Origin of the sequence: Serratia sp. 2880STDY5682894 (genome assembly GCF_001537385.1) — a bacterium.
Taxonomy (GTDB): Bacteria; Pseudomonadota; Gammaproteobacteria; order Enterobacterales; family Enterobacteriaceae; genus Serratia; species Serratia nevei.
The window spans coordinates 58,503-83,217 of sequence record NZ_FCJA01000011.1 but is presented as its reverse complement, the minus strand read 5'-3'; the positions used below and the strand labels follow the sequence as shown (position 1 = coordinate 83,217).

Genomic DNA, 24,715 nt, shown 5'->3' with positions numbered 1-24,715 from the left:
ATGTCCCTGGAGAGGTAAGCAAAGGGGCGAAGCCGCCCCGCCTGGCGTTATGGTTTTAAGATTTGCACGCCTGCCGTTGCGCGCGGCGCCTTGATCACCAGCAGCACCAGCAGTGCGCCCAGCGCGGCGACGCCGCCCGCCAGCATAAAGGCGCTGTCGAATTTGCCGGTGTTCTGCACGATGTAGCCGGTGACGATCGGCCCGATGATGCCGGAGACGCTGCCGATCAAATGAATGAACCCGCTGGCGCCGCCGACCCGGGATTTATGCACCACGTCCTGGATGATCGCCCAGTAGAGGGCGCCGGTGATGTAAAGGAAGAAGATCGATACCGACATCAGCATCACCGCCGGCACCACGCTGCTGACGGTGCCTGCCAACGCCACGCACACCGCCGCCGCCAGCAGGCTGGTGACCAGCACGATTTTGCGCGACAGCAGCAATTTGCCGGTGATGTTGAAGATTTTGTCGGAAATATAGCCGCCGAGCGCCAGCCCGACAAAGCCGACGATCCACGGGATCATCGTGGTCAGACTCATCTCCTTGATGTTCAGGTTGTGCGCCTGCACCAGATACGAGGGGAACCAGCTCAGGAAGAAGAACAGAATGTAGTTGTAGCAGAAGAAGGCGAAGGCGGTGACCAGAATGATCGGCTGCTTCAGGTAGTAACCCAGCCCGTGCGCGGCGTCGCTCAGCGCGCTTTCCTCGCCGAGGTTTTCCTGTTTCAACCGCGCGATCAGCGCCCGTTCTTCGGCGCTGACGCGCTGGCTTTTCGCCGGGTTATCCGCCACCACGAAGAACCACACCAGCATCCAGACGATGCCGATGGCGCAGATGATCATAAACGCCGGCCGCCAGCCGAACGCCAGCGCCAGATAGCCGACGATCGGCCCGGCCACGGCGCCGCCTAACGGCGAACCGGCGCTGAGCAGGCCCATGGCGGTCGCCGCCTGCTTCTTCGGGAACCAGCCGTTGATCATCTTGTTGGCCGAGGCGCAGATCGGCCCTTCGGCCATGCCGAACAGGACGCGCAGGATCAGCATCGAGTAAAAACCGGTGGCGATTGCCGTCATGCCGCAGAAGAGGGACCACAGACCGACCGCCACGCCCAGGACCAGCGTCGGGCCGAAACGGTCGACCGCCAGCCCGCCGACGAAGTTGAAGATGGCGTAGCCGAAGAAGAAGCTGCCGAAGATCAGGCCGAACTGTTCGGCGTTCAGCATCAGATCCTGTTCGATCATCGGCACGGTGATCGACAGCGCCACGCGATCGAGGTAGTTGATCATGTAGACCATGAACAGCAGGAACACGATGGTCCAACGCAGGTTTTTAAACATAAAGCACTCCACTGGGTGTCGTTTTAATCGTGATGCTTCGTTGTTTGCACGGGCGGCGGGGCCGCCCAATGCCCCGATGCGGCCTTGGCGTTACTCGAACTGCAGCAGCACCTTGCAGCAGGTGCGCTGATCCCGCTCGAACATCAGCATCGCCCGTTCGACGTCGCCGGCGGGCACGCAGTGGGTGAGCAGCCGCTGCGGGTCTAGCTTGCCGTCCGCCATCCAGGCGATCACCTGCGGGAAGCGTGCGCTGTTCAGGCGCGAGGAGAAGATCGACAGCTCCTTGCTGGTGATGCTCTGCTGGGTCAGGGTGCAGGCGTCGCCGGAAAAGCCCATGATGCCGATGCGCGCCGCCGGCGAGGCCAGCGCGATCGCCTCCGGCAAAATGGCGGGGTGGCAGGCGGCATCGACGATCAGCGTCGGCTGAATGCCGCGCTGCTGCAGCGCCTGCGGCAATGCGGCCTCGGCGTTGTTGAACGTCTCGTCGGCGCCGTTGGCGCGCGCCATGTCCAGCCGCTCGGCGATGCGATCGACGACCCACACCTGCTTGACGCCGTACACGCCTTTCAGCGTCTGGATCACCGTGAGCCCCATCGGCCCGGCGCCGTAGATCAGCGCGATGTCGTCAGGACGCGGTTGCAGGTGGGCGGTGATGTTGGCGGCGATGCTGAAGGGTTCGATCATCGCGGCGTGGCGATCGCTGATGGCGGGCGGAACCGGATAGGCGTTGCGCGCCGGTACGCAGGCGTAGTCGCTGAAGCCGCCGTCGCGGTGCACGCCGATCACCTGCAGCGAGGTGCAGACGTTGGGCCGGCCGACCGAACAGGGATAGCAGTGGCCGCAGCTCACCACCGGATCTACCGAGACGCGTTCGCCGAGGCGCGCCGGATCGACGCCTTCGCCCAGCGCATCGATCAGGCCGAAGAACTCGTGGCCGATCACCCGCGGATAGCGGGCGAACGGGTTATGGCCGTGATAGATATGGACGTCGGAGCCGCAGATGCCGGCGAATTTCACCTTGACCCGCACCTCGCCGGCCGCCGGCTGCGGCAGCGCGCGCGTCTGCAGCGCCAGGCGCCCGGGCTGTTCGATCACGACGCTGCGCATGGTGTTTACCAGTTCCATAAGGTGCCATCCTCCAGACGCGCGACCGGCAGATAGGCCGGTTCATACGGGTAACGGGCCGCCAGCTTCTCATCGAACTCGATGCCGATGCCCGGCTTGTCGCCCGGATGCATATAGCCGTCGTCGAACGTCCAGCTGTGCGGGAACACCTCGAGCATCTGCTCGGAATAGCCCATGTATTCCTGCACGCCGAAATTCGGCACCCACAGATCGAAATGCAGCGCTGCCGCCATGCAGATCGGCGACAGATCGGAAGGGCCGTGGGAGCCGGTGCGCACCTGATACAGCGAGGCGAAGTCGGCGATGCGCCGCATGCCGGTAATGCCGCCCGCGTGCGTCAGGGTGGTGCGGATATAGTCGATAAGCTGCTCTTCAATCAGCTGTTTGCAGTCCCAGATGCTGTTGAACACCTCGCCGACGGCGATCGGCGTGACGGTATGCTGGCGAATCAGGCGGAAACAGGCCTGGTTTTCCGCCGGCGTCGGATCTTCCATCCAGAACAGGCGATACGGCTCGGCGCTTTTGCCGAAGCGCGCCGCTTCGATCGGCGTCAGGCGGTGGTGCATGTCGTGCAGCAGGTGCTCGTTGAAGCCGAACCTGTTGCGCACCGCGTCGAACAGTTTGGGGGTGAAATCGAGGTATTTTTCCGTCGACCACAGCTGCTCTTCCGGCCAGTCGCCCTTGGTGGCCGGCTCATAGGCCTGGCCTTTGCCCTTGGCCATGCCGTAGGTGGTTTTCATGCCCGGCACGCCGCATTGAACGCGGATGGCCTTGAAGCCTTGCTCTTTATGTTTGGCGTAGTCGTCGAGCACCTCGTCGATCGAGTGGCCGGTGGTGTGGCAATACACCATCACCCCCGAACGCGACGCGCCGCCCAACAGCTGGTACAGCGGCATGTTGGCGGCCTTGGCCTTGATGTCCCACAGCGCCATGTCGACGGCGGAAATGGCCGACATGGTCACCGGGCCGCGCCGCCAGTAAGCGCCTTTGTAGAAGAATTGCCAGAGGTCTTCGATCCGCTGCGCGTCGCGGCCGATCAGCTGCGGGCAGAGGTGATCTTTCAGGTAAGAGGCCACCGACAGTTCACGCCCGTTCAGCGTGGCGTCACCGAGGCCGACGATGCCGTCATCGGTGGTGATCTTCAGCGTGACAAAGTTGCGCCCCGGGCAGGTGACGAACACCTCGGCGTTGACGATTTTCATAACCTTCACATCCTGTAGCTGCGGAGAGATAGCGCGAAAATACGCCATGAACTAACTACCATACAAGTATGAATTAATGAATTTGCCGGAGAGGATCACATTTGATCGCGAGCGGAAGCGGGTAAGCGGAGGGGGAAGAAGCGGGGCGCAGCGGCTGCGCCCGACAAGGTCAGCCCAGCAGGGCGCAGTTAGGCGGCAGGCGGCATTCGATGGCCTGCGGCAACACTTCGATGCGGAAATGACGGCCTTTGAGCGGCTCGCCGTCGAGGTTGAAAGTCATCTCATGCGGCGCGTCGATCTCGAGCCACGGCAGCGCTGCGCTGAGGATGCTGTTGCTCTCTTCGTCGTTGAACAGGGCGGCGACCAGCGCCGGCAGCAGTTCATCGGCGATCAGCAGGCGCAGCTGCAGCAGGCCGTCGTTGATCAGCGCGCTGGGGCACAGCTCCTGGCCGCCGCCGGCCTGTTTGCCGTTGCCGATGCCGATCACCAGCGCCTCGCCGGCCCAGCGGAAGTCCGGCCCGCGAATTTCACAGCGGTCGGCCTGCAGCGTATCCATGCGCAGCAAGCCGTGCACGAAGTAGGACACGCCGCCCAATGCCGCCTTCAGCTTCTCCGGCGTTTCGGTGGTGATGCGGGTGCCGAAGCCGCCGGTGGCCATGTTGATGAAGTAGCGCTCGCCGTTGACCTTGGCCAGATCGATCGGCACCGAGCGGCCCTTGATCGCCAGCTGCAGCGCCTGTTCCGGCGACGGGGGAATATTGCAGGCCATGGCGAAATCGTTGGCGGTGCCGAGCGGCAGGATGCCCAGCACCGGCCGGTTGTGCGCCGGCAGTTGCACCAGCGCGGCCGCCACTTCGTTGATGGTGCCGTCACCGCCGCCGGCGACGACGGTGCCGACGCCGAGCTGTGCGGCTTCCGCGACGTAGCGCGCGGCGTCGCCGTGTTCCCAGGTGACGCGCACGTGCAGCGTGATGCGTTCTGCGCGCAGGCGTTTGACCGCCTGACGCAGCTCTTCGTTACCGGCGCCTTTGCCGTTGAGAATAAGCAGGGCGGGCGCATGTGAGTGTTGAGGCATTGCCGATCTCCTCCGGCGGAAAACCAAGAATGCCTCAAGATAAACCAGCTGCCGCCACCAGGCCATCAGAATATTCAGCTAATTCTGGTTATTCCCCGGCGTTCAGTGAATATGAAGCAAGGCGAATTTATCTGAATTTTACGCGGAAATAAGCCAGGTTTTAAAGACGAGAGGATTAATCGCTGTAGCGTTATTTATATATCGAAGCGGCGTGATTATTATTATTAAAACGGATAACGAGAATAAGTTATGGAAATAGGCGCAGCGAAAAAAATAGGCGAGCCCATAAAGAAAAAGCCAGCCCAAGGGAGATTGGGCCGGCTAAGGAGGTGGTTCCTAGTATTGCTATGCAAATATTTTCGTTGTTCGTTTTAAGCAGCGTGATAGTAACCAAGCTGCGCGCACATTGATGTGATCCAATTCTAATATTTGCTAAAAATCGCCGCCGAATGACGGCGATTCATTTTTATGCCCCGGCGCTATTTTCTTCCGCCAAATTGCGGATCAGCAACGCATAATTGAGATCGATATCCTGCGGGATCGGCAAATAAACGATATGGCCGTTGCCCGGCGCCACCTCAATCGGTTCGCCTTTCTTATTTTGCATGCTTTCGAGGGTGAAGACCACGTTGCCGCCCGGCGTCATCATCTCGACGCTGTCGCCGAGTGAGAACTTATTCTTCACGTCGACCTCCGCCCAGCCATCGCGGCGCACGCCGGTGAATTCGCCGACGAACTGCTGGCGCTCGGAGAGCGAGGAGCCGTAGTCGTAATTCTGCTGCGCTTCGTGCACGTGGCGGCGCAGGAAGCCTTCGGTGTAGCCGCGGTGCGCCAGGCCTTCCAGCGTGGTAAGCAGGGTCGGATCGAAGGGTTTGCCGGCGGCCGCGTCGTCGATGGCGCGGCGGTAGACCTGGGCGGTGCGGGCGCAGTAGTAGAAGGACTTGGTGCGGCCTTCGATCTTCAGCGAGTGCACGCCGAGCTGCGTCAGACGCTCCACGTGCTGGATGGCGCGCAGATCCTTGGAGTTCATGATATAGGTGCCGTGCTCGTCTTCGAAGGCGCTCATATATTCGCCTGGTTTTTGCGCTTCAGACAGCATGAACACCTTGTCGGTCGGCGCGCCGATGCCCAGCGTCGGCTCGACGGTTTGCACCGGGATCGGCTCGTGCAGGTGCACGATATTGCCGGTGTCGTCCTCTTTGCCTTCTTCAGCCTTATACTGCCAGCGGCAGGCGTTGGTGCAGGTGCCCTGGTTGGGATCGCGCTTGTTGATATAGCCCGACAGCAGGCAGCGGCCGGAGTAGGCCATGCACAGCGCGCCGTGGACGAAGATCTCCAGCTCCATGTCCGGCACTTCGGCGCGGATCTCGGCGATCTCTTCCAGCGACAGCTCGCGCGAGAGGATCACGCGGGTCAGGCCCATTTGCTTCCAGAACTTCACCGTCGCCCAGTTAACGGCGTTGGCCTGCACCGACAGGTGGATGTCCATCTGCGGGAAGGCTTCGCGCACCATCATGATAAGGCCGGGATCGGACATGATCAGCGCATCCGGGCCCATATCGATAACCGGCTTCAGATCGCGCAGGAAGGTTTTCAACTTGGCGTTGTGCGGGGCGATGTTCACCACCACGTAGAATTTTTTGCCCAGCGCATGGGCTTCATTGATGCCCTGCGCCAGATTCTCGTGGTTGAATTCGTTGTTGCGCACCCGCAGGCTGTAGCGCGGCTGGCCGGCGTAAACCGCATCGGCGCCATAGGCGAAGGCGTAACGCATGTTTTTCAGCGTTCCGGCCGGGGAGAGAAGTTCCGGTGTAAACATAGTGTGTCTCGGTCTGATTTCAGGTCAGTATACCTCTGTCTTTCGAACTGCAGCGTTGTTGGCTGCATTCGCTCACTCCAGTCACTTGGTTGAACAAGCTCCTGGAGACTCACGAACTTGCCGCCTGGCTGCCGTATGAAAGCCAGTGGGTATATCGCGCCCCAGATGGCGCAGTAAAAGCGGGGGATTGTAGCCGCAGCGCGGCAAGAAATCAGCAGTTAACCGGATTTATTCAAGGGAGATTGATCCCGGTCAAACGGAAAACGCGCGATGGCGGCCACCGCGCGGGCGACACGGGGGATCAGGCGCTCAAATCGCGGATATCGGTGGTCGGGCCGTTTTTCATCACCGACTGGATACCGTTTTTGGCTGCGCTTTCCGAGCTGTACATTTCGCTGACGCCGATCACCTGATGGTTCTTGGCCTTCAGCACAAAATAGGGCTGATTGCTGGTGCTGTGCTTCAGTTCAAACTGCGCTTCGTGCGGCGCATTGGTCTGCACCGAGGCGATGCCGTTCTCCGCCGACGCTTTGCTGGCGTACATCTCGCTGGCCAGAATGATCTCGCCGTTACTGGCTTTCAGGTTGAAGTGGTACTGTCCGTTCTTTGCTTTTTTCAGCTCGTAATGACCGATTGCCATGGTTCTTCTCCTGTAGGTTCCGATTCGTGATGTAAGTGTAGCCAATCGCTTGAAAATCGGCGGCTAAACCTCACAGCAGATTAGTCTAAAAAATGCGCAGTTTTCTTGCGCCGGCGCGGAGTTTTCATCCGAGAATTCCGGCGCCGCACGGGAAGCTAAGGGAAGGCGCGGTGATTGCGCAGTGCGCCGCATAATGACAATTACGTGGTTTCATCGAGCAGCATTGCGCGTTACCGTTTGCCCGCTACGTAAAGGTGAGTGAAAAGTGAGCGATACATCTTGGCATCGACACGCTACAGGCATATGCTTTGGCCTATGCCTGCTGTGGAGGTGTCGAGATGGAAAGAATCGCAAAGCTGTTTAAAAACGGCAGAAATCAGGCGGTGAGGTTACCGGTGGAATTTGAATTTGATACGGATCGTGTGTATATCCGTCGCGATCGGGAGGGAAACGTGATTTTATCCAAATATCCGGCAAAGCCGGACAGCTGGGCACCGCTGCTGAGCATTATCGCCCAAACGCCGGTACCGCAAGAGTTTCTTGGCGCGGAAGATCGTCAGCAAGGGGTTGCAGAGCGCGATCCTTTCTCAGAGGAAGAGTAGGCGATGTACATGTTTGATACCAACACCGTCGGCCACCTGTTTCGGCAGCATCCGCAGGTGCTAAGCATCATGGAAAAGCTTCCGCCTTCTGCCGTGTGCATTTCCAGCGTCACGGAGGCGGAACTGCTTTACGGTGTGGCTAAACGGCGGAACAAGGCGTTGCAAAGCATGGTCGAGGCCTTTCTTGCCGCGGTGACGGTCTATGCATGGGATAGCGAGGCCGCCCGCTGCTACGGTGAAATGCGCGCGAACATGGAGAGAAAGGGCAAAATCATGGGCGCGCTGGATCAACTGATCGCCGCTCACGCGCAGAGCCGTGGCGCGACGCTGGTGACCAACGATCGCGCATTCGCCATGGTGCCCGGGTTGGCGGTTGAAGACTGGACGCGATGATCCCCTAAACCCCATTCACCAGCCGGCAGGGCTCGGCCTCCCAGCGGTATCCCACACCGTATACCGAGCGAATAAAAGATTTTTCCCCGTCGATCAGTTCCAGCTTGCGGCGCAGGTTTTTGATGTGGCTGTCGATGGTGCGATCGGTGACCACCCGATAGTCGTCATACAGGTTGTTCAGCAGCTGCTCGCGTGAAAACACGTTGCCCGGCTGGCTGGCCAGCGTTTTCAGCAGGCGGAATTCCGCCGGCGTCAGATCCAGCAACTGCCCCTGATAGCTGGCCTGGAAACGCGGCTCATCGATGTGCAGCAGGTCATCTTCCCGCGCGCTCTCCTGCGGCCGATAGCTGCGGCGCAGAATGGTTTTCACCCGCGCCACCACTTCGCGCGGGCTGTAGGGTTTGCAGATGTAATCGTCGGCGCCGATCTCCAGCCCCAGCAGGCGATCGATCTCTTCGATTTTCGCCGTCACCATCACGATAGGCACCTCGCTGAAGCGGCGCAGCTCGCGGCACACCGTCAGGCCGTCGGCACCCGGCAACATCAGGTCGAGCAAAATCAGCGCCGGCGGATGCTGATGCACGGTCGGCACCACTTCGTTGCCGTTGGTCAGCCAGCGGGTGGCGTAACCCGCCGCCTGCAGATAGTCCACCAGCAGCTGGCCCAGCTTGGGCTCATCTTCAACAATCATGATCTGCACGGGGTGATTCTGAATGTCCATCAGGGCGCCTTATTTTTTATCGGGGTAGCAAGTTCTACTGTAATGCGCACGCCGCCTAAAGGCGAATGCTCGGCGCGGATTTTCCCGTCGTGGGCTTCCACGATGTTGTGGCAGATCGCCAGCCCCAGCCCGGAACCGCCGCTGGCACGGTTACGCGAGCCTTCCGCCCGGTAGAAACGTTCGAAAATGCGCGTTAGTTGCTGATCGCTGATGCCCGGCGCGCTGTCCTGCCAGTAGAGGAACAGCCGCCCCGGCTGCAGCTCGGCGCTGATTTCCAATCGGCCGCCGGCGTCGGTGTAGCGCAGGCTGTTTTCCAGCAGGTTATTGAACAGCTGGTTCAGGCGATCTGGATCGCCGAACAGCGGCGCCTGGGCCGGCAGATGGGTGACGATCTCCAGCCCTTTGGCGCGGAAGCGTTCGCGGAAGGCGGCGACGGCGATCTGCAGCAGGTGCACGCAGTCCACCGACGATTTGCGATAGGCCAGCGCGCCGAGATCGGAGAGCGACAGCTGGTGCAGATCGTCGACCAATTTGGTCAGGGTAGACACCTCGGCCTGCAGCGAACTGAGCGACGCCGGCGTCGGCTGCCGCACGCCGTCCTGCAGCGCCTCCAGCTCGCCGCGCAGCACCGCCAGCGGCGTGCGCAGCTCGTGCGATACGTCGGCCATAAAGGCGCGGCGCATCTGCTCGTTTTTTTCCAGCGAGGTGGCCAGCTGGTTGAAGTCGTGCGCCAGCCGGCCCAGTTCATCCTGGCTGCTGACCGCCACGCGGGTGGTGAAATCCCCCGCCGCCAGGCGGTGGGTGCCCGCCACCAGGCGCTTGACCGGGGCCAGCATGCCGCGTGACAGCAGCCAGGTCACCGCCGCCGCCAACAGGGTGGAGAGCGCGACGATAATCCAGCTGGTGCGCCGCTGCTGGCGATCGAAGTTGATGTCGGTATTGCGCGTCAGGCGCTCGACCGGGGTGGTGATCACCCAGCCAACGATCTCGTTGTTGTAGCGGATCGGGTGGCGCGGCCCCTCTTTCGGCAAGGGACCCGAATGCCCGACCAGCCGATTGAACTGGCTGTCCACCACCCAAAACTGGGTGCGCCAACCCTTGGGCGGCAGGTTGTGGCTGCTGTCGCTGTTTTGCTCGAACGAACGCATGATCTGGTAGACCACCTGATCGTTGTTGCGCAGGAACACCCAGTTGCCGTGGTGGCTGTACTGTTCCTCCAGCGCTTCACTCAGCATATTGATGCGCTGCTCGTTGCTGTGTTTGATGTAGTCGATAAAGCCGCGTTCAAAGCTGACGCGCACCCCCCAATGCATGGTGATCAGCACCAGCATGCAGGTGGCGAAAATGGCCAGGAACAGTTTCCCGGTAATGCCTATCTTCATTGCAACCTCGTTGAACCGGTACCCGGCTCTTTGGTCAGCGTGCGGTTGGGCGCGCTATCGGCCGGCACGCGCGCGAAGGCCAATGCGGGCAGAGCGATAATCAACGCCATACAGCAGTAGCTGTAAATAAATGCGCTGTGGATGGCCGGGCTGTCGGCTACCACCTGGTGATGGGCGAAGCTGCCGATCAAGATGCCGGCAACGCTGACGCCAAGGCTCATCGACAGCTGCATGACCATCGACAACAGGCTATTGCCGCTGCTGGCCAGCCGATCCGGCAGGTCTTTCAGCGTCAGGGTGTTCATCGCCGAGAAGCGCAGCGAGTTGACCATCCCCTGGAAGAACAGCACCACCGGCAGCAGCCACAGCCAGCCGAGCATCGCCGCCAACAGGAAGCTCAGGCTGACCAGCGCCAGCAGCAGCGTGGCGGCCACCAGCACGTTGCGGTAGCCAAAGCGGTTGACCACCTGTACCACGATGCGTTTCATGCCCATGCTGCCGATGATCATCGGGATCATCATCAGCCCGGCGTGGAACGGCGTGAAACCCATGCCCACCTGCAGGAACAGCGGCGTCATGAACGGTAGCATGCCGCTGCCGATGCGCCCCAGCAGGCTGGCCAGCAGCCCGATCTTGTAAGTCGGGGTGCGCAGCAGCCGCAGCGAGAACAGGGCGCGGCTATTGCCGTAGGCATGCCAAACATACCCCAACAGCGTCGCAACGCCCAGCGCCACCAGGCCGGCGATGGCGCTGCCGGAGAGCCCCATGCCCTTGTGGCCGTCGAGCGCCAGCGTCAGCGACGCCATGCCGATCGCCAGCAGGATAAAGCCGCTGAGGTCGAAGCGTCGGGTCTGCATTTGGTAGTTGGGCATCAGCAGCAGCGTGGCGATGGCGCCTACGATGCCCACCGGAATATTGATCAGGAAAATCCAGTGCCAGCTGGCGTATTGCACCAGAAAGCCGCCCAGCGCCGGCCCCATCAGCGGGCCGATCTGGCCCGGCAGCGTCACGAAGGTCATCGCCGCCATGTACTGCTCGCGCGGCACGATCTTCATCACCGTCAGGCGGCCGACCGGCACCATCATCGCGCCGCCGATGCCCTGAATCACGCGCGAGGCGATCAGTTCGTTCAGGGTTTCCGAGCGGGCGCAGAGAATGGAGCCGAGGGTGAACAGCACGATGGCGCTGAAAAACACCCGCTGTACGCCGACCTTGTCCGCCAGCCAGCCACTGGCCGGCAGCGTTACCGCCACCGTCAGCACATAGGAGACGATCACCGACTGCATGCGCAGCGGGTTCTCCCCCAGGCTGGCGGCCATCGAGGGCAGGGCGGTGTTGACGATAGTGGTATCCAGCGTCTGCATAAAGAAGCCGAATGCCACTATCCAGAGTTGCCAGCGTACCGTGGCGGCGTGTTTCATCAGCATCGGTCGGCCATTAATGGGGCAGCGGGGCCAGTTGCTTACTGCGGCGGAACTTCGCCTGCAGTCGGTCGAAGTAAAGATAGACCACCGGCGTGGTGTACAGCGTCAGCAGCTGGCTCATCACCAGACCGCCGGCGATGGTGATGCCGAGCGGCTGGCGCAGCTCCGCGCCGTCGCCGCTGGCCAGCACCAGCGGCAGCGCGCCGAACAACGCCGCCAGCGTGGTCATCATGATCGGCCGGAAACGCAGCAGGCTGGCCTGGAAAATCGCCTCGCGGGCGCTGATGCCGCCGTTGCGCTGCGCCTCGAGCGCGAAGTCGACCATCATGATGGCGTTTTTCTTCACGATGCCGATCAGCAGCATGATGCCGATCAGCGCAATCAGGCTGAACGGCGCGCTGAACAGCTCGAGCGCCAGCAGCGCGCCCACGCCGGCGGAAGGTAGCGTGGAGAGGATGGTCAGCGGATGGATATAGCTCTCGTACAGCACGCCGAGCACGATGTACACCGTGGCGATCGCCGCCAGGATCAGGATCACCTGCGATTTCAGGGTGTCCTGAAACACTTGGGCGGTGCCGGCGAAGGCGCCGCGCACCGTAGGCGGTACGCCGAGCTGGGTCATGGCGCGGGTGACGGCGTCGGTGGCGTCGCCGAGGCTGGCCCCGAGCGGCAGGTTGAACGAGATGGTGGAGGCGGCGGACAGCCCCTGGTGGTTGACCGCCAGCGGCGTATTGGCCGGCTGCCAATGCGCGAAATAGGAGAGCGGTATCGCCTTGCCTTCGCTGTTGATGATGAACATTTTGTCCAGCGAACTCACGTCCTGGGTGTAGGGCGGCGCCACTTCCATCACCACCTTGTATTGGTTTAGCGGCTGATAGATGGTCGAGATCTGCCGTTGGCCGAAGGCGTTGTTCAACAGGTTGTTGGCGTCGGACACCGAGATGCCGAGGCGCGACATGGTGTCGCGATCGTAAATCAGATCCATCTCCGAGCCTTTATCCTGTTGATCCGAGTTGACGTCCGCCAGCTCCGGCAGGGCGGCCAGCGCGGTGCGGATTTTCGGCTCCCAGGTGCGCAGGGCGCTCAAATCGTCCGACAGCAGCGTGTACTGATAGCTGGCGTTGGCCTGCCGGCCGCCGACACGGATATCCTGCACCGCCATCAGGAACAGGCTGGCGCCGGGCTCTTTCGCCAGCTTGGCGCGCAGTCGAGCGATCACCTGCTGCGCGCTCTCTTTGCGTTCGGACAGCGGTTTAAGCGCGATGAACATCGAACCGCTGTTGGTGCGCGAACCGCCGGTGAAGCCGGTGACGTTATCCACCGCCGGATCGTCGCGCACGATGGTCATGAAATCCTGCAGTTTCTGGCGCATGGCCTGGAACGAAATGCTCTGATCGGCCTGAATCGACCCCATCAGACGGCCGGTATCCTGTTCCGGGAAGAAGGTTTTCGGGATGCTGATATACAGCCAGACGTTCAGCGCCACCGTCGCCAGCAGGATCGCCAGCACCCATCGGGCATGGTCGAGCACCCAGTGCAGCGAGCGGCCGTAGCCCTGCTGCAGTTTCATCAACAGCTTGCCGAAGCCGCGCACGCGCTGCTGCGCGCGTTCCGTTTGCGGGCGCAGCAGGTAGGCGCACATCATCGGCGTGAGCGTCAGCGAGATGATCAGCGACAGCCCGATAGACACCGACAGGGTAACGGCGAACTCGCGGAACAGGCGCCCCGGCAGCCCCTCCATCAGCAGCAGCGGAATAAATACCGCCACCAGCGACATGCTCATCGAAAGCACGGTAAAGCCGACCTCGCGTATCCCTTGCAGCGCCGCCTGCAGCGGCTTGATGCCGGCTTCCACGTGGCGGGAAATGTTTTCCAGCACTACGATGGCGTCGTCCACCACGAAGCCGGTGGCGATGGTCAGCGCCATCAGCGACAGGTTGTTGAGGCTGAAACCGCACAGGTACATGGCGGCGAAGGTGCCGATCAACGACACCGGCACCGCGACGGCGGGGATCAGCGTGGCGCGGCCGGAGCGCAGGAAGGCGAACACCACCAGGATCACCAGCGCGATGGCGATGACCAGCGATTGCTCCACTTCCGCCAGCGAGGCGCGAATGGTCGGCGAGCGATCCTGCGCGATGTTCAGCTTGATCGAGGCCGGAATGCTGGCCTCCAGATCGGGCAGCTCGGCGCGGATGCGATCGACGGTGGCGATGATGTTGGCGTCCGGCGAGCGGCTGACCACCAGCAGGATCGCCGGTTGGGCGTTGGTCATCCCGGCGTTGCGTACGTCCTGCACCGAGTCGATGACGTTGGCGACGTCGCTCAGCCGGACGGCGGAGCCGTTGTTGTAATGCACGATCAGCGGCTTGTAGCCCTCGGCCTTCTTGATCTGGTCGTTGCTCTGGATCTGCCAGCGCTTGTCCTGGCTTTCGGCCGAGCCGAGCGGCGTGCGCAGGTTGGCGTTGCTGATGGCCTGGCGCACGCTGTCCAGCGATACGCCCTGGTTAAACAGCGCGGAAGGATTCAGCTCCACCCGCACCGCAGGCAGCGAGCTGCCGCCGACGGTGACGTCGCCGACGCCCTCGGTCTGGGCGATTTTCTGCGCCAGCTGGGTGGAGGCGAAGTCGTAAAGTTGCCCCTGGCTGTAGGTGTCGGAGGTGAGCGTCAGGATCATGATCGGTGCGTCCGACGGGTTCATCTGCCGATAGGTTGGGCGGCTCGGCATGCCGGAGGGCAGCAGGCTTTGCGCGGCGTTGATCGCCGCCTGCACGTCGCGCGCCGCGCCGTTGATGTCGCGGCTGAGATCGAACTGCAGGATCACGCGGGTGCTGCCGAGCGAGCTCATCGAAGTCATTTCGTTAACCCCGGCGATGCGGCTGAGCGCGCGCTCCAGCGGGGTGGCGACCGAGGTCGCCATGGTTTCCGGATCGGCGCCCGGCAAGGTTGCGGTGACGGAGATCACCGGGTAGTCCACCTGCGGCAGCGGCGCGACGGGCAGCAGGCTGAAGCCCAGCGCGCCCGCCAGCGCGATAGCCAGCGTCAGCAGGGTGGTGGCCACCGGCCGGAAGATAAACAGCGAGAAGAATTTCACGGTGTCTCCCGCGCTTCTTCTTTGGCGTGGGTGTTGCGCGCCAGTTTATCGAACAGCAGGTAAATCACCGGGGTGGTGAACAGCGTCAGGATCTGGCTCATGATCAGGCCGCCGACCATGCAGATGCCGAGCGGCCGGCGCAGCTCTGCGCCGACGCCGGTGCTGAGCATCAGCGGCAGCGCGCCAAGCAGGGCGGCCAGCGTGGTCATCAGGATCGGCCTAAAACGCAGCAGGCAGGCCTGATAGATGGCGTCATAGGGCTTCATGCCCTGCTCGCGTTCGGCGGCCAGGGCGAAGTCGATCATCATGATGGCGTTTTTCTTCACGATGCCGATCAGCAGGATAATACCGATGATGGCGATCACGTCCAGCTCGCTGCCCGCCAGCATCAGCGCCAGCAGCGCGCCAACCCCGGCGGTCGGCAGGGTGGAGAGGATGGTGACCGGATGGATGAAGCTTTCATACAGCACGCCCAGCACGATATACATCGCCACCACCGCCGCCAGGATCAGCCACAGCGTGCTGCCGAGCGCCGCCTGGAAGGCCAGGGTCGCGCCCTGGAATTTGGTGGTGATGTCTTTCGGCATCGCCAGGGTCTTCTCGACCTGGGTAATGGCGTTGACCGCTTCTTCCAGCGAGTAGCCCTCCGCCACGTTGAAGGAGACGGTGGTCGCCGGGAACTGATCGAGGTGGTTGATCGCCAGCGGCCCGTTGCGCTGTTCGATTTTGGCGAGGGTATTCAGCGGCACCACGGCGCCGGTACTGCTGGTGAGGCGGATATCGTTCAGCGCCGCCAGCCCCGGCGTCGCCTGCACGTCATGCTCCAGCACCACGCGGTACTGGTTGGCCTGGGTGTAGATGGTGGAGATCAGGCGCTGGCCGAAGGCGTTGTACAGCGCGTTGTCCACGTCGCTCATCTGGATGCCGAGGCGCGACGCCGAGTCGCGATCGACGTTGATATAGGCCTCCAGCCCCTGATCCTGCCAGTCGCTGCTGACGTCCTGCAGCTCGGGCGTCTGCCGCAGTTCGTCGATCAGTTGCGGCACCCATTGGCTGAGCTGCTCGAGGGACATCGCCTGCAGGGTGAACTGGTACTGCGTGCGGCTGACCTGGGTGTCGATGGTCAGATCTTGCACCGGTTGCAGATAGAGCTTCAGGCCGGGCAGCGCTGCCGCCTTCTCCTGCATCCGGTCGATGATGGTCTGCAGGCTGTCGCTGCGTTCGCTCAGTGGCTTCAGGTTGATCTGCAGCCGGCCGCTGTTGAGGGCGGGGTTGGTGCCGTCGACGCCGATAAACGAGGTCAGGCTCTCTACCGCCGGATCTTGCAGCACCTGCGCGGCGACCTGCTGTTGCAGCCCCGCCATTTTGCTGAACGACACCGACTGCGGCGCTTCCAGCGTGCCCTGGATCAGGCCGTTGTCCTGAATCGGGAAGAAGCCTTTGGGGATGAACAGGTAGAGCAGCACGGTGACGGCCAGGGTGCTCAACGCCACGCACAGCGTCAGCCACTGGTGGGCGAGCACGACTTTCAGCCAGCGGCCGTAGCCGGCGATCACGCGTTCGAAGAAACGCTCCGAGGCAGCGGAGAAACGGTTCTGCTTGCGCAACGACTCATGGCTCAACAGACGGGCGCACATCATCGGCGTCAGCGTCAGCGACACCACGGCGGAGATCAGAATCGCCACCGCCAGCGTCACGGCGAACTCGCGGAACAGGCGGCCGACGATGTCGCCCATGAACAGCAGCGGGATCAGCACCGCCACCAGCGAGAAGGTCAGCGAGATGATGGTGAAGCCGATTTCGCCGGCCCCTTTCAGCGCGGCGTCGAGCGGTTTTTCGCCTTTCTCGATGTAGCGCGAGATGTTCTCGATCACCACGATGGCGTCGTCCACCACGAAGCCGGTGGCGATGGTCAGCGCCATCAGCGTCAGGTTGTTGATGGAGAAACCGAGGAAGTACATGGCGGCGAAGGTGCCGACCAGCGACAGCGGCACCGCCACGCTGGGGATAATGGTTGCCGGCACGTTGCGCAGGAACACGTAAATCACCATCACCACCAGCGCGATCGCCAGCAGCAGCTCGAACTGCACGTCGCTGACCGAGGCGCGAATGGTGGTGGTGCGATCGGTCAGCACTTTGACGTCGACCGACTTGGGCAGGCTTTTAATCAGCGTCGGCAGCATTTCGCGAATGCTGTCGGCGGTGGTGATGACGTTGACGCCGGGCTGGCGCTGAATGTTCAGCACGATCGCCGGCTGCTTGTTGGCCCAGGCCGCCAGCCGGGTGTTTTCCGCACCCTGTTCGACGGTGGCGATGTCCTGCAGGCGGATCGGCGCGCCGTTTTTGTAGGCGACGATCAGCCGCCGGTACTCATCGGCGGACTTCATCTGATCGTTGGCGGACAGGGTGACCGAGCGGGTCGGGCCGTCCAGGCTGCCTTTGGCGGAGTTGACGTTGGCGGCCGTGATGGCGGTGCGCACGGTTTCGCTGTCGAGCCCGTTGGCCGCCATGGCCGGCGCGTTGAGCTTCACGCGTACCGCCGGGCGTTGGCCGCCGGAAAGGGTGACCAGACCGACGCCGGTCACCTGGGAAATTTTTTGCGCCACGCGGGTTTCCACCATGTCTTCCACCTGCGTCATCGGCATGGCGGTGGAGGTCACGGCCAGCGTCAGGATCGGCGGATCGGCGGGGTTAACCTTGCTGTAGATTGGCGGATAGGGCAGATCGGTCGGCAGCAGGTTGGTGGCGGAGTTGATCGCCGCCTGCACCTCCTGCTCGGCAATATCCAGCGACAGCGCCAGCTGGAACTGCAGGGTGATCACCGAGGCGCCGCCGGAGTTCTGCGACAGCATCTGCTTGAGGCCGGACATCTGGCCGAACTGGCGCTCCAGCGGCGCGGTGATGGCGGAGGTCACCACGTCCGGGCTGGCGCCGGGGTACAGCGTAACCACCTGAATGGTCGGATAGTCCACTTCCGGCAGGGCGGAAACCGGCAGCGCGCGGTAGCCGATGATCCCCGCCAGCAGGATCGCCACCATCAGCAGCGTGGTGGCGACCGGGCGCAGAATAAACAGGCGGGACGGGCCGCCGCCGGGGTTCGGCGTCATCACCTGCATCAGGCTTTCTCCCGCTTAGCGTGCGGCGTAGCGTTGCCGCCGGCCGCTTTGGTTTGCGGCGTCACCACCTCAACCTTCATGCCCTCCGTCAGTTGGTCGATGCCGTCGGTCACCACGCGTTGCCCGGCGTTCAGGCCGCTGGCGATGACCACGTTTTGGCTGTCTTCAATGCCGACGGTGACCAGGCGTTTGCTGACTTTATTCTCATCGTCCATCGTCCAGACGAAGTTGCCTTCGTTGCCCATCTGCACGGCGGCGGTCGGCACCACGATGGCGTTTTGCAACGTGGCGACTTTCAGCCGCGCATTGACGAACTGATTGGGGAACAGCGCGTCGTCCTGGTTGGCGTACTGCGCCTTCAGCTTGATGGTGCCGGTGGTGGTGTCTATCTGGTTATCCAGGCTGAGCAGATTGCCCTGCGCCAACAGGGTCTTGTTGGTGCGCCCCCAGGCTTCGACGCTGACCGGGCCGGCCTTTTGCGCCTTCATGATGTCGCTGATGGTGCTTTCCGGCAGCGTGAACACCACGTCGATCGGATGCGTTTGCGTGATCACCACGATGGCGGTGGAGCCGCTGGTGATGTAGTTGCCCATATCGACCTGTTTGAGGCCCACGCGGCCGGAGATCGGGGCGATGATTTTGCTGTAGGTCAGCTGCAGCTGAGCGCTGTCCACCGCGCCCTGATCGGCCTTGATGGACCCTTCGGTCTGCTGCACCAGCGAGGCCTGCGTGTCCAGCTCCTGGCGAGAGACCAGATTGGTTTTCACCAGTTGCTGGTAGCGGGCCAGATCGCGCCGGGCGTTGGCCAGCGTCGCCTGATCCTTCGCCAGCTGCCCCTGTGCCTGGGTCAACTGGACCTGGAATGGCCGGGGATCGATTTCCGCCAGCAGATCGCCGGCTTTCACCTGCTGCCCTTCGGTGAAGTGCAGGGCCATCAGTTGGCCGTCGACCCGGCTGGTGACGGTAACGGTATTGGCGGCGGTGACGGTGCCCAGCCCGATCAGATAGCTCGGCACGGATTGCTGCGTGGCCGTGGCCACCTGAACCGGCGACAGATTGCCGCGGCGTTTGCCACCGGTGGCCGCTCCTTTGGCACCGCCGGCAGGGCGGGCTGCCGCCGGTGTTTCAGCGGCCGGCGGCGCGGCGTTGAAATGACGCCAAATCAGCACGGCGACAATGGCCACGATGGCGGCAACCAGCAGGCGCAGCATCAGGGAACGACGTTGGGGTTTTGCATTCATGGCGGCGAAAATTCTCTCCAGAGGACAACCGTGCGGGCACGCATTGCCACAAAAGTGACACTCCTTACAGAATACTAGTTTAGCTAGCCAAAGCGGCATAAAAATGAAGGAAATAAGGAGGAACCGTCAGCATTTTCCGAATAAGTTAACGATTGTTGCCTACGCTGTTTATAAGCGTTGGGTTTTAACTTATAGCCAATGCGTTTTAACGACTTTCTGTACTTGGCGCTAATAATTAACGAGCGAATTATTTAACCCATGGAGCCTCTATCAATGAGCAAAAAACAACTGGGCCGTTCGGGCATTCAGGTGCCGGCGTTGACCTTCGGCGGCAACGTGTTCGGCTGGACGGCGGATCAAGCGACCTCTTTCAGCCTGTTGGATGCGCTGGTGGACAATCAGCTCAACTTTATCGACACCGCCGACGTTTATTCCAGCTGGGCGCCGGGCAATCGGGGCGGCGAATCGGAAACCGTCATCGGCGAATGGCTCAAGAAGAGCGGCAAACGCGACCAGGTGATCATTGCCACCAAAGTGGGCAAACCGATGGGCGAAGGCAAACAGGGGCTGTCGCCGCGCTATATTCGGCAGGCGGTGGAAGACTCGCTGCGCCGCCTGCAAACCGATTATATCGATCTTTACCAATCGCACGACGATGACCGCGATACGCCGTTAGAAGAGACGCTGGCGGCGTTCGATGCGCTGATCAAGGCCGGCAAGGTGCGGGCGATTGGCGCCTCCAACTATCAGGCGGATCGCCTGGAAGAAGCGCTGCGGGTGAGTGAAAGCAACGGGCTGGCGCGCTACGAAACCCTGCAGCCGGAATACAATCTGTATGCGCGCGAAGGGTATGAAGCCGAGCTGGAAGGCGTGGCGCAGCGCCATGGTCTCGGGGTGATCAACTTCTTCGCGCTGGCCAGCGGTTTCCTGACCGGCAAATACCGCAGCAAAGCGGATGAAGGCAAAAGCCAGCGCGGTGATCGCATCGTCGAACGCTACCTTAACCCGCGCGGCTTCCGCATTCTGGCGGCGCTGGATCAGGTGGCTGGTAAGCACGGCACCTCCCCGGCGCAGGTCTCGCTGGCCTGGCTGATTGCGCGCCCGAGCATCACCGCGCCGATCGTCAGCGCCACCTCGTTGCCGCAGCTGGATGAGTTGGTCAGCGCCACGCACCTGACGCTGGATGCGGACGACATCCAGGCGCTGAACCACGCCAGCGCCGGGTAAGGCGCGTTACCCGGCGGCGATTTTGCTCTATGCTGAAGGGGTCAACATGGCCCATTCAGGAAACCGCAATGTCTGGTGATACCATCAACGACCTCGCGACGCTGGAACAGCTGTACGGCAAACCCGGCGCCCCCTCGGTTTTTAAAGAAGTCAGCTATATCCACCCGGCGTACCGCCCGTTTATCGAGGCGGCGCCGTTTGCCGCCCTCTCGACGGTCGGGCCGGACGGCATGGATGTCTCGCCGCGCGGCGATCCGGCCGGTTTTCTCCACATCGAAGACGAGAAAACCCTGCTGCTGCCGGATCGGCGCGGCAATAACCGCATCGATAGCCTGCGCAATATTCTGCACGACAACCGGGTGGCGCTGCTGCTGCTGATCCCTGGCATCGGCGAAACGCTGCGGATTAACGGGCGGGCGGAGATCGTGGTGGCGCCGGCGGTGCTGCAGCGCTTCGCCCACCGCAATCAGCTGCCGCGTTCGGTGTTGCGCATTCGGGTGGAGGCGGTGTTCTTCCAGTGCAGCCGGGCGATCTTGCGTTCGGGACTTTGGGAAGAGGGCAGCCGTCTCGAACGTTCGGCGCTGCCCAGCCCCGGCCATATTTTGGCCGCGGTGAGCCAAACGCGCTTCGACGGTGAGGAGTACGACCAGGCGCTGCCGCAGCGGCTGAAGGATACGCTGTATTAATCGCCGCGGCGTTCGCGCCACGTTTGCCGGTTCAGCCGGTACAAGACATGTTTTTGCAGCGGGTGCCCCGCCGGCAGGCGCGGGTGCAGGAAGGTTTCGCCGTCAAAGTGCATGCCGATGCGCGCCATCACCCGGCGTGACGGCTGGTTATCTTCGGCGGTGAAGGACACCACTTCCGGCAAGTGCAGCGTGTCGAAGGCACACGCCAGCGCAGTGCGTGCCGCTTCAGCGGCGTAGCCGTTGCCCCAGTGGGCCGCCGCCAGCCGCCATCCGATCTCCACGCAGGGGGAGCAAGGCAGGTCGTCGCCCGGCCGCGCCAGCCCGACAAAACCGATAAAGGGCGCGCCGCCTTTCACTTCCACCGCCCATAGCCCCCAGCCATGTTGCTGCATGAAGGCGCGGATGCGTTCGGCCTGCGCGTGGCTTTCTTCGGCCGTCATCGTCGCCGGGAAATAGCGCATCACCTGCGGATCGGCGTTAAGCGCGGCGAAGGCCGGCAGATCGTCGTCGCGCCAGGGGCGCAGCCGCAGTCTGTCGCTGTCGAGGGTAAGGATGGTGGACATGATGCATAGCCTCCAATGAGCAAGGGCGCGGCGAGCCGCGCCCTTGGGCAGTCAACGGAACAGCGTTTGCGCCCAGCGCGCCAGCCCGGCGGTGACCGAGCCGAAGTCGTTGCCGCCGACGATCGGAATGCCCGGCAGCTGCTGTTGCAGCGCGGCGCGCAGCAGCGGCGAACGCGCGCTGCCGCCGGTCAGGTAGATCACCTGCGGCGCGGTCTGGCTGCTGGCCAACGCGGCGCTGACCTGCTCCTGGATGCGCATCAACGGCTGTGAGATGGCGTCGGCGAGCTGATCCTGGCTGATGCTTTCCGCCAGATCGGCCTGGACGAAGCTGAGCGGCGCGCTGATGGCGGTTTGGCCTGACAGGGCTATCTTACTCTCTTCGGCCGCGCGCACCAGCCGGTAGCTCAGGCGCTGTTGGTACACTTTCAGCAGGCGTTTGACCTTTTCCGGCTCCGCCGCGTCGAGGATCAGATCGCGCAGCACGCGGCCATTGGCGGCGCTGTAGAAGTCGTTTTGCGCCGGTACGTCGTTGGTCGCCACCGCGTTCCAGTAAGGCAGCGCCGGCAGGGCAATGCCTTTCCCGGTTTCGCCGCCCAGGCCGAACAGCGGCATCAGCTGTTTGAAGGCCAACATGATGTCCAGATCGTTACCGCCGACCCGGCAGCCGCTGTGGCCCAGCAGGCTCTGCTGACGATCGGCGCGGTCGCGCCACTGCGGGCCCATCAGCAGCACCGAGCAGTCGGTGGTGCCGCCGCCGATGTCCACCACCAGCACGGTTTGCTCTTCGCTCAGCGTCGCCTCGAAGTCCAGCCCTGCCGCCACCGGCTCGAACTGGAATTCAATCTCTTTGAAACCGGCGCGTTCGGCGGCGCGCTGCAAAATGCCCTGCGCCTGCCGGTTGGCCTCTTCGCCGCCGATGCCCTGGAAGTTGATTGGTCGGCCGATCACCGCTTGATCGATACCGGCCTGCAGCACGTTTTCCGCCTGGCGTTTGATGTGGAACATCATGGCGCAGACCAGGTCTTCGAACAGGGCGATCTGCTGCGGCTTCAGGCCGTTGGCGCCGAGGAAAGACTTCGGCGAGCGCACGAAGTACACCTCTTCCGGATCTTCCATGTAGTGCGCCAGCGCCTGCAGGCCGAACAGCACGCTGTCGCCGCCGACCGGAATGTCTTCTTCGCGGTTGTAACTGATGGCGCGGCGCAGCAGCTGCTGGTTTTCTTCGCTGCCGGTCGGTACCTGCCAGTGGCGGTGCAGGCACTCGCTCACCGCTTCGCGGGTCGGCGCGCACAGCATCGAAGGCAGATACGGCTCGTTGTTTTCCAGCGTCAGCAGCTCGGGGCCGTGGTCGCGCATCACCGCGACGGAACAGTTGGCTGTCCCATAGTCGAATCCAATAAACATCTCTTTTTTGTCCCCATGCCAATGAAGGGGGGCGACTTTACCCGAGACGGGGCCGGTGGGCAATGCGCTGATGCGCGAGTGTCGAAAAATTTAGCGGGCGCGGCATTGGCATGCTTAACTTAATGTCCGAATTCCGCACGTCAGCGCGCCAGCCGAGCCCCATAATGCAGAAAAAACCGAACCCGAGCGTTGCCATGAATACCCAACAGCAAGCGTTGTACGACGCGCTGCGCGCGCGTGACCGCAAATTCGACGGCCGCTTTTTCGTCGGCGTCTCTTCCACCGGCATTTATTGCCGCCCGGTGTGCAGCGCCCGCACGCCGAAGCTGGAAAATTGCACCTTCTATCCGAGCGCGGCGGCGGCCGAGCTGGCGGGCTTTCGCCCCTGTCTTAAATGCCGGCCGGAACTGGCGCCCGGCCTGGCGCTGATCGATCTGGGCAACCGCTATGCACAGGTGGCGGTGCAGCTCATCGAGCAGGGCTATCTGTCCGAACACAGCTGCGAAGCGCTGGCGGCGCGGCTCGGCATTTCCGATCGCCACCTGCGGCGTATCTTCGCCGAACAGTTTGGCGCTTCGCCGATCGATTACGCGCAGTCGCACCGGCTGCTGCAGGCCAAACGCCTGTTGGCGGATACCGATCTGCCGCTCAGCGAGGTGGCGTTCGCCGCCGGTTTCGGCAGCCTGCGGCGTTTCAACGAGCTGTTCAAGGCGCGCTATCGCCTGATTCCGTCGGCGCTGCGCAGCGGCGGCGCGCGCGGTGAACGGGCCGCCGCCAGCGGCCTGGTGTTCCACCTGGGCTATCGGCCGCCCTATGACTGGGATCGCATGCTGAACTTCTTGCAGGCGCGCGCCGTGCAGGGCGTAGAGCGGGTCGAGGGCCGCCGCTATCTGCGTTCGATCTCAGTCAGCCAGGGCGGTACGGAGTATTGCGGCTGGCTCAGCGTGCAGCCGGAAGAAGCGCGCAACCGGGTCAGGGTAGAGATCGCGCCGGCGCTCAGTTTGGTGACGACGGAGGTGCTGCGCCGCGTACGCTTGCTGTTCGATTTGAACGCCGCGCCGGATCGCATCAATGAGGCGCTGGGTTCGCTGGCGGCCGATGCGCCGGGGCTGCGCTTGCCGGGTTGCGTAAACAGCTTCGAGCAGGCGGCGCGTGCGGTGCTGGGGCAATTGGTCAGCGTGAAAATGGCGGCAACCTTCGCCGGGCGGATGGCCGAACGTTGGGGAGAACCGCTGGCGGCGCCGCACGAGGGCATCACCCACGTTTTTCCTAGCGCCGAACGGGTGGCGCAGCTGCAGCCCGAAGCACTGCGCCCGCTCGGGGTACAGCTGAAGCGCGCGGCGGCGCTGATCGAGATCGCCCGCGCGCTGGGCGAAGGGCGGCTGCAGCTCGATAACGTGCTGGATATCGAACAGGGCATCAAGGCGCTGACCGCGCTGCCGGGCATCGGCAGCTGGACCGCCAGCTATATCGCCATGCGCGCCTGGTCGTGGCCGGACGTGTTCCTGGCCGGCGATTACCTGATCAAACAGCGTTTCCCCGGCATGACGCCGCGCCAGATAGAACGCTATGCCGAACGTTGGCGCCCGTGGCGTTCTTACGCCACGCTGCACCTGTGGCACAACGACGGTTGGGCACCGGAAGGGGAGGAGTGAGGCGCATTC

Annotated in this window: 19 protein-coding genes; 5 read left to right on the top strand and 14 right to left on the bottom strand. The window is 62.7% G+C overall.

The window, feature by feature from the left end:
* Positions 1-47 precede the first annotated feature (47 nt).
* From AWX27_RS21230 to AWX27_RS21205, 6 genes are all read right to left on the bottom strand, one after another.
* Positions 48-1,337: an MFS transporter gene (locus AWX27_RS21230; protein ID WP_060424884.1), complete on the bottom strand. Its 1,290-nt coding sequence runs from the start codon at positions 1,335-1,337 to the stop codon at positions 48-50.
* A 90-nt stretch (positions 1,338-1,427) separates the two neighbouring features.
* Entirely contained in the window at positions 1,428-2,444 is a 1,017-nt protein-coding gene (locus AWX27_RS21225) for a Zn-dependent oxidoreductase (protein WP_187181566.1), read from the bottom strand.
* 5 nt (positions 2,445-2,449) lie between these two features.
* Entirely contained in the window at positions 2,450-3,664 is a 1,215-nt protein-coding gene (gene manD, locus AWX27_RS21220) for a D-mannonate dehydratase ManD (RefSeq protein WP_049213350.1), read from the bottom strand.
* Positions 3,665-3,833: 169 nt separating this feature from the next.
* On the bottom strand, positions 3,834-4,739 hold the full coding sequence (gene yegS, locus AWX27_RS21215; protein ID WP_060424880.1) for a lipid kinase YegS: 906 nt from the start codon (positions 4,737-4,739) through the stop codon (positions 3,834-3,836).
* Positions 4,740-5,205: 466 nt separating this feature from the next.
* Entirely contained in the window at positions 5,206-6,558 is a 1,353-nt protein-coding gene (yegQ, locus tag AWX27_RS21210; protein ID WP_060424878.1) for a prephenate-dependent tRNA uridine(34) hydroxylase TrhP, read from the bottom strand.
* A gap of 301 nt (positions 6,559-6,859) precedes the next feature.
* Positions 6,860-7,198 (bottom strand): YegP family protein, encoded by a 339-nt coding sequence (locus AWX27_RS21205; protein ID WP_038873760.1) that lies wholly within the window; start codon positions 7,196-7,198, stop codon positions 6,860-6,862.
* A gap of 338 nt (positions 7,199-7,536) precedes the next feature.
* On the opposite strand from AWX27_RS21205, the gene AWX27_RS21200 reads away from it, so the two are divergent.
* Together AWX27_RS21200 and AWX27_RS21195 are read left to right on the top strand one after the other, a co-directional pair.
* Positions 7,537-7,800 carry an antitoxin gene (locus tag AWX27_RS21200; RefSeq protein ID WP_049204860.1) on the top strand — a complete coding sequence of 88 codons (264 nt, stop codon included), beginning with the start codon at positions 7,537-7,539 and terminating at the stop codon, positions 7,798-7,800.
* A gap of 3 nt (positions 7,801-7,803) precedes the next feature.
* Entirely contained in the window at positions 7,804-8,193 is a 390-nt protein-coding gene (locus AWX27_RS21195; protein WP_060424876.1) for a type II toxin-antitoxin system VapC family toxin, read from the top strand.
* 4 nt (positions 8,194-8,197) lie between these two features.
* On the opposite strand, the gene baeR is transcribed toward AWX27_RS21195, so the two are convergent.
* Genes baeR through AWX27_RS21165 form a run of 6 tightly spaced genes read right to left on the bottom strand, consistent with a single transcriptional unit; the run spans position 8,198 to position 19,171 of the window.
* The gene (gene baeR, locus AWX27_RS21190; protein WP_060424874.1) at positions 8,198-8,914 is read right to left on the bottom strand and encodes an envelope stress response regulator BaeR; all 717 of its coding nucleotides are present in this window, start codon (positions 8,912-8,914) and stop codon (positions 8,198-8,200) included.
* Positions 8,914-10,296 (bottom strand): envelope stress sensor histidine kinase BaeS, encoded by a 1,383-nt coding sequence (gene baeS, locus AWX27_RS21185; protein ID WP_060424871.1) that lies wholly within the window; start codon positions 10,294-10,296, stop codon positions 8,914-8,916. The genes baeR and baeS overlap by 1 nt, the downstream gene beginning before the upstream one ends.
* Positions 10,293-11,723, bottom strand: coding sequence for an MFS transporter (locus AWX27_RS21180; RefSeq protein ID WP_060424869.1), 1,431 nt, complete (start codon positions 11,721-11,723; stop codon positions 10,293-10,295). The genes baeS and AWX27_RS21180 overlap by 4 nt, the downstream gene beginning before the upstream one ends.
* Positions 11,724-11,733: 10 nt before the next feature.
* Positions 11,734-14,814, bottom strand: coding sequence for a multidrug efflux RND transporter permease subunit MdtC (gene mdtC / locus AWX27_RS21175; protein WP_060424867.1), 3,081 nt, complete (start codon positions 14,812-14,814; stop codon positions 11,734-11,736).
* A complete protein-coding gene (locus tag AWX27_RS21170; protein ID WP_060424865.1) occupies positions 14,811-17,930 on the bottom strand; it encodes an MdtB/MuxB family multidrug efflux RND transporter permease subunit in 3,120 nt (1,039 codons plus the stop codon). The genes mdtC and AWX27_RS21170 overlap by 4 nt, the downstream gene beginning before the upstream one ends.
* Positions 17,930-19,171, bottom strand: a complete 1,242-nt coding sequence (locus AWX27_RS21165; RefSeq protein WP_060424862.1) for an MdtA/MuxA family multidrug efflux RND transporter periplasmic adaptor subunit — start codon at positions 19,169-19,171, stop codon at positions 17,930-17,932. The genes AWX27_RS21170 and AWX27_RS21165 overlap by 1 nt, the downstream gene beginning before the upstream one ends.
* 273 nt (positions 19,172-19,444) lie before the next feature.
* On the opposite strand from AWX27_RS21165, the gene AWX27_RS21160 reads away from it, so the two are divergent.
* Positions 19,445-20,398, top strand: coding sequence for an aldo/keto reductase (locus AWX27_RS21160; RefSeq protein ID WP_060424861.1), 954 nt, complete (start codon positions 19,445-19,447; stop codon positions 20,396-20,398).
* Positions 20,399-20,466: 68 nt separating this feature from the next.
* A complete protein-coding gene (locus AWX27_RS21155; RefSeq protein WP_060424858.1) occupies positions 20,467-21,084 on the top strand; it encodes a pyridoxamine 5'-phosphate oxidase family protein in 618 nt (205 codons plus the stop codon).
* On the opposite strand, the gene AWX27_RS21150 is transcribed toward AWX27_RS21155, so the two are convergent.
* Complete coding sequence (locus AWX27_RS21150; RefSeq protein WP_060424856.1) at positions 21,081-21,647, bottom strand: GNAT family N-acetyltransferase; 567 nt, start codon at positions 21,645-21,647, stop codon at positions 21,081-21,083. The genes AWX27_RS21155 and AWX27_RS21150 overlap by 4 nt on opposite strands.
* Positions 21,648-21,698: 51 nt before the next feature.
* Positions 21,699-23,051 carry a molecular chaperone gene (gene yegD, locus AWX27_RS21145; RefSeq protein WP_048234531.1) on the bottom strand — a complete coding sequence of 451 codons (1,353 nt, stop codon included), beginning with the start codon at positions 23,049-23,051 and terminating at the stop codon, positions 21,699-21,701.
* Positions 23,052-23,215: 164 nt separating this feature from the next.
* Here yegD and alkA point away from each other — a divergent pair, with 164 nt between their 5' ends.
* Positions 23,216-24,706: a DNA-3-methyladenine glycosylase 2 gene (gene alkA, locus AWX27_RS21140; RefSeq protein ID WP_060424854.1), complete on the top strand. Its 1,491-nt coding sequence runs from the start codon at positions 23,216-23,218 to the stop codon at positions 24,704-24,706.
* Positions 24,707-24,715: the final 9 nt, after the last annotated feature.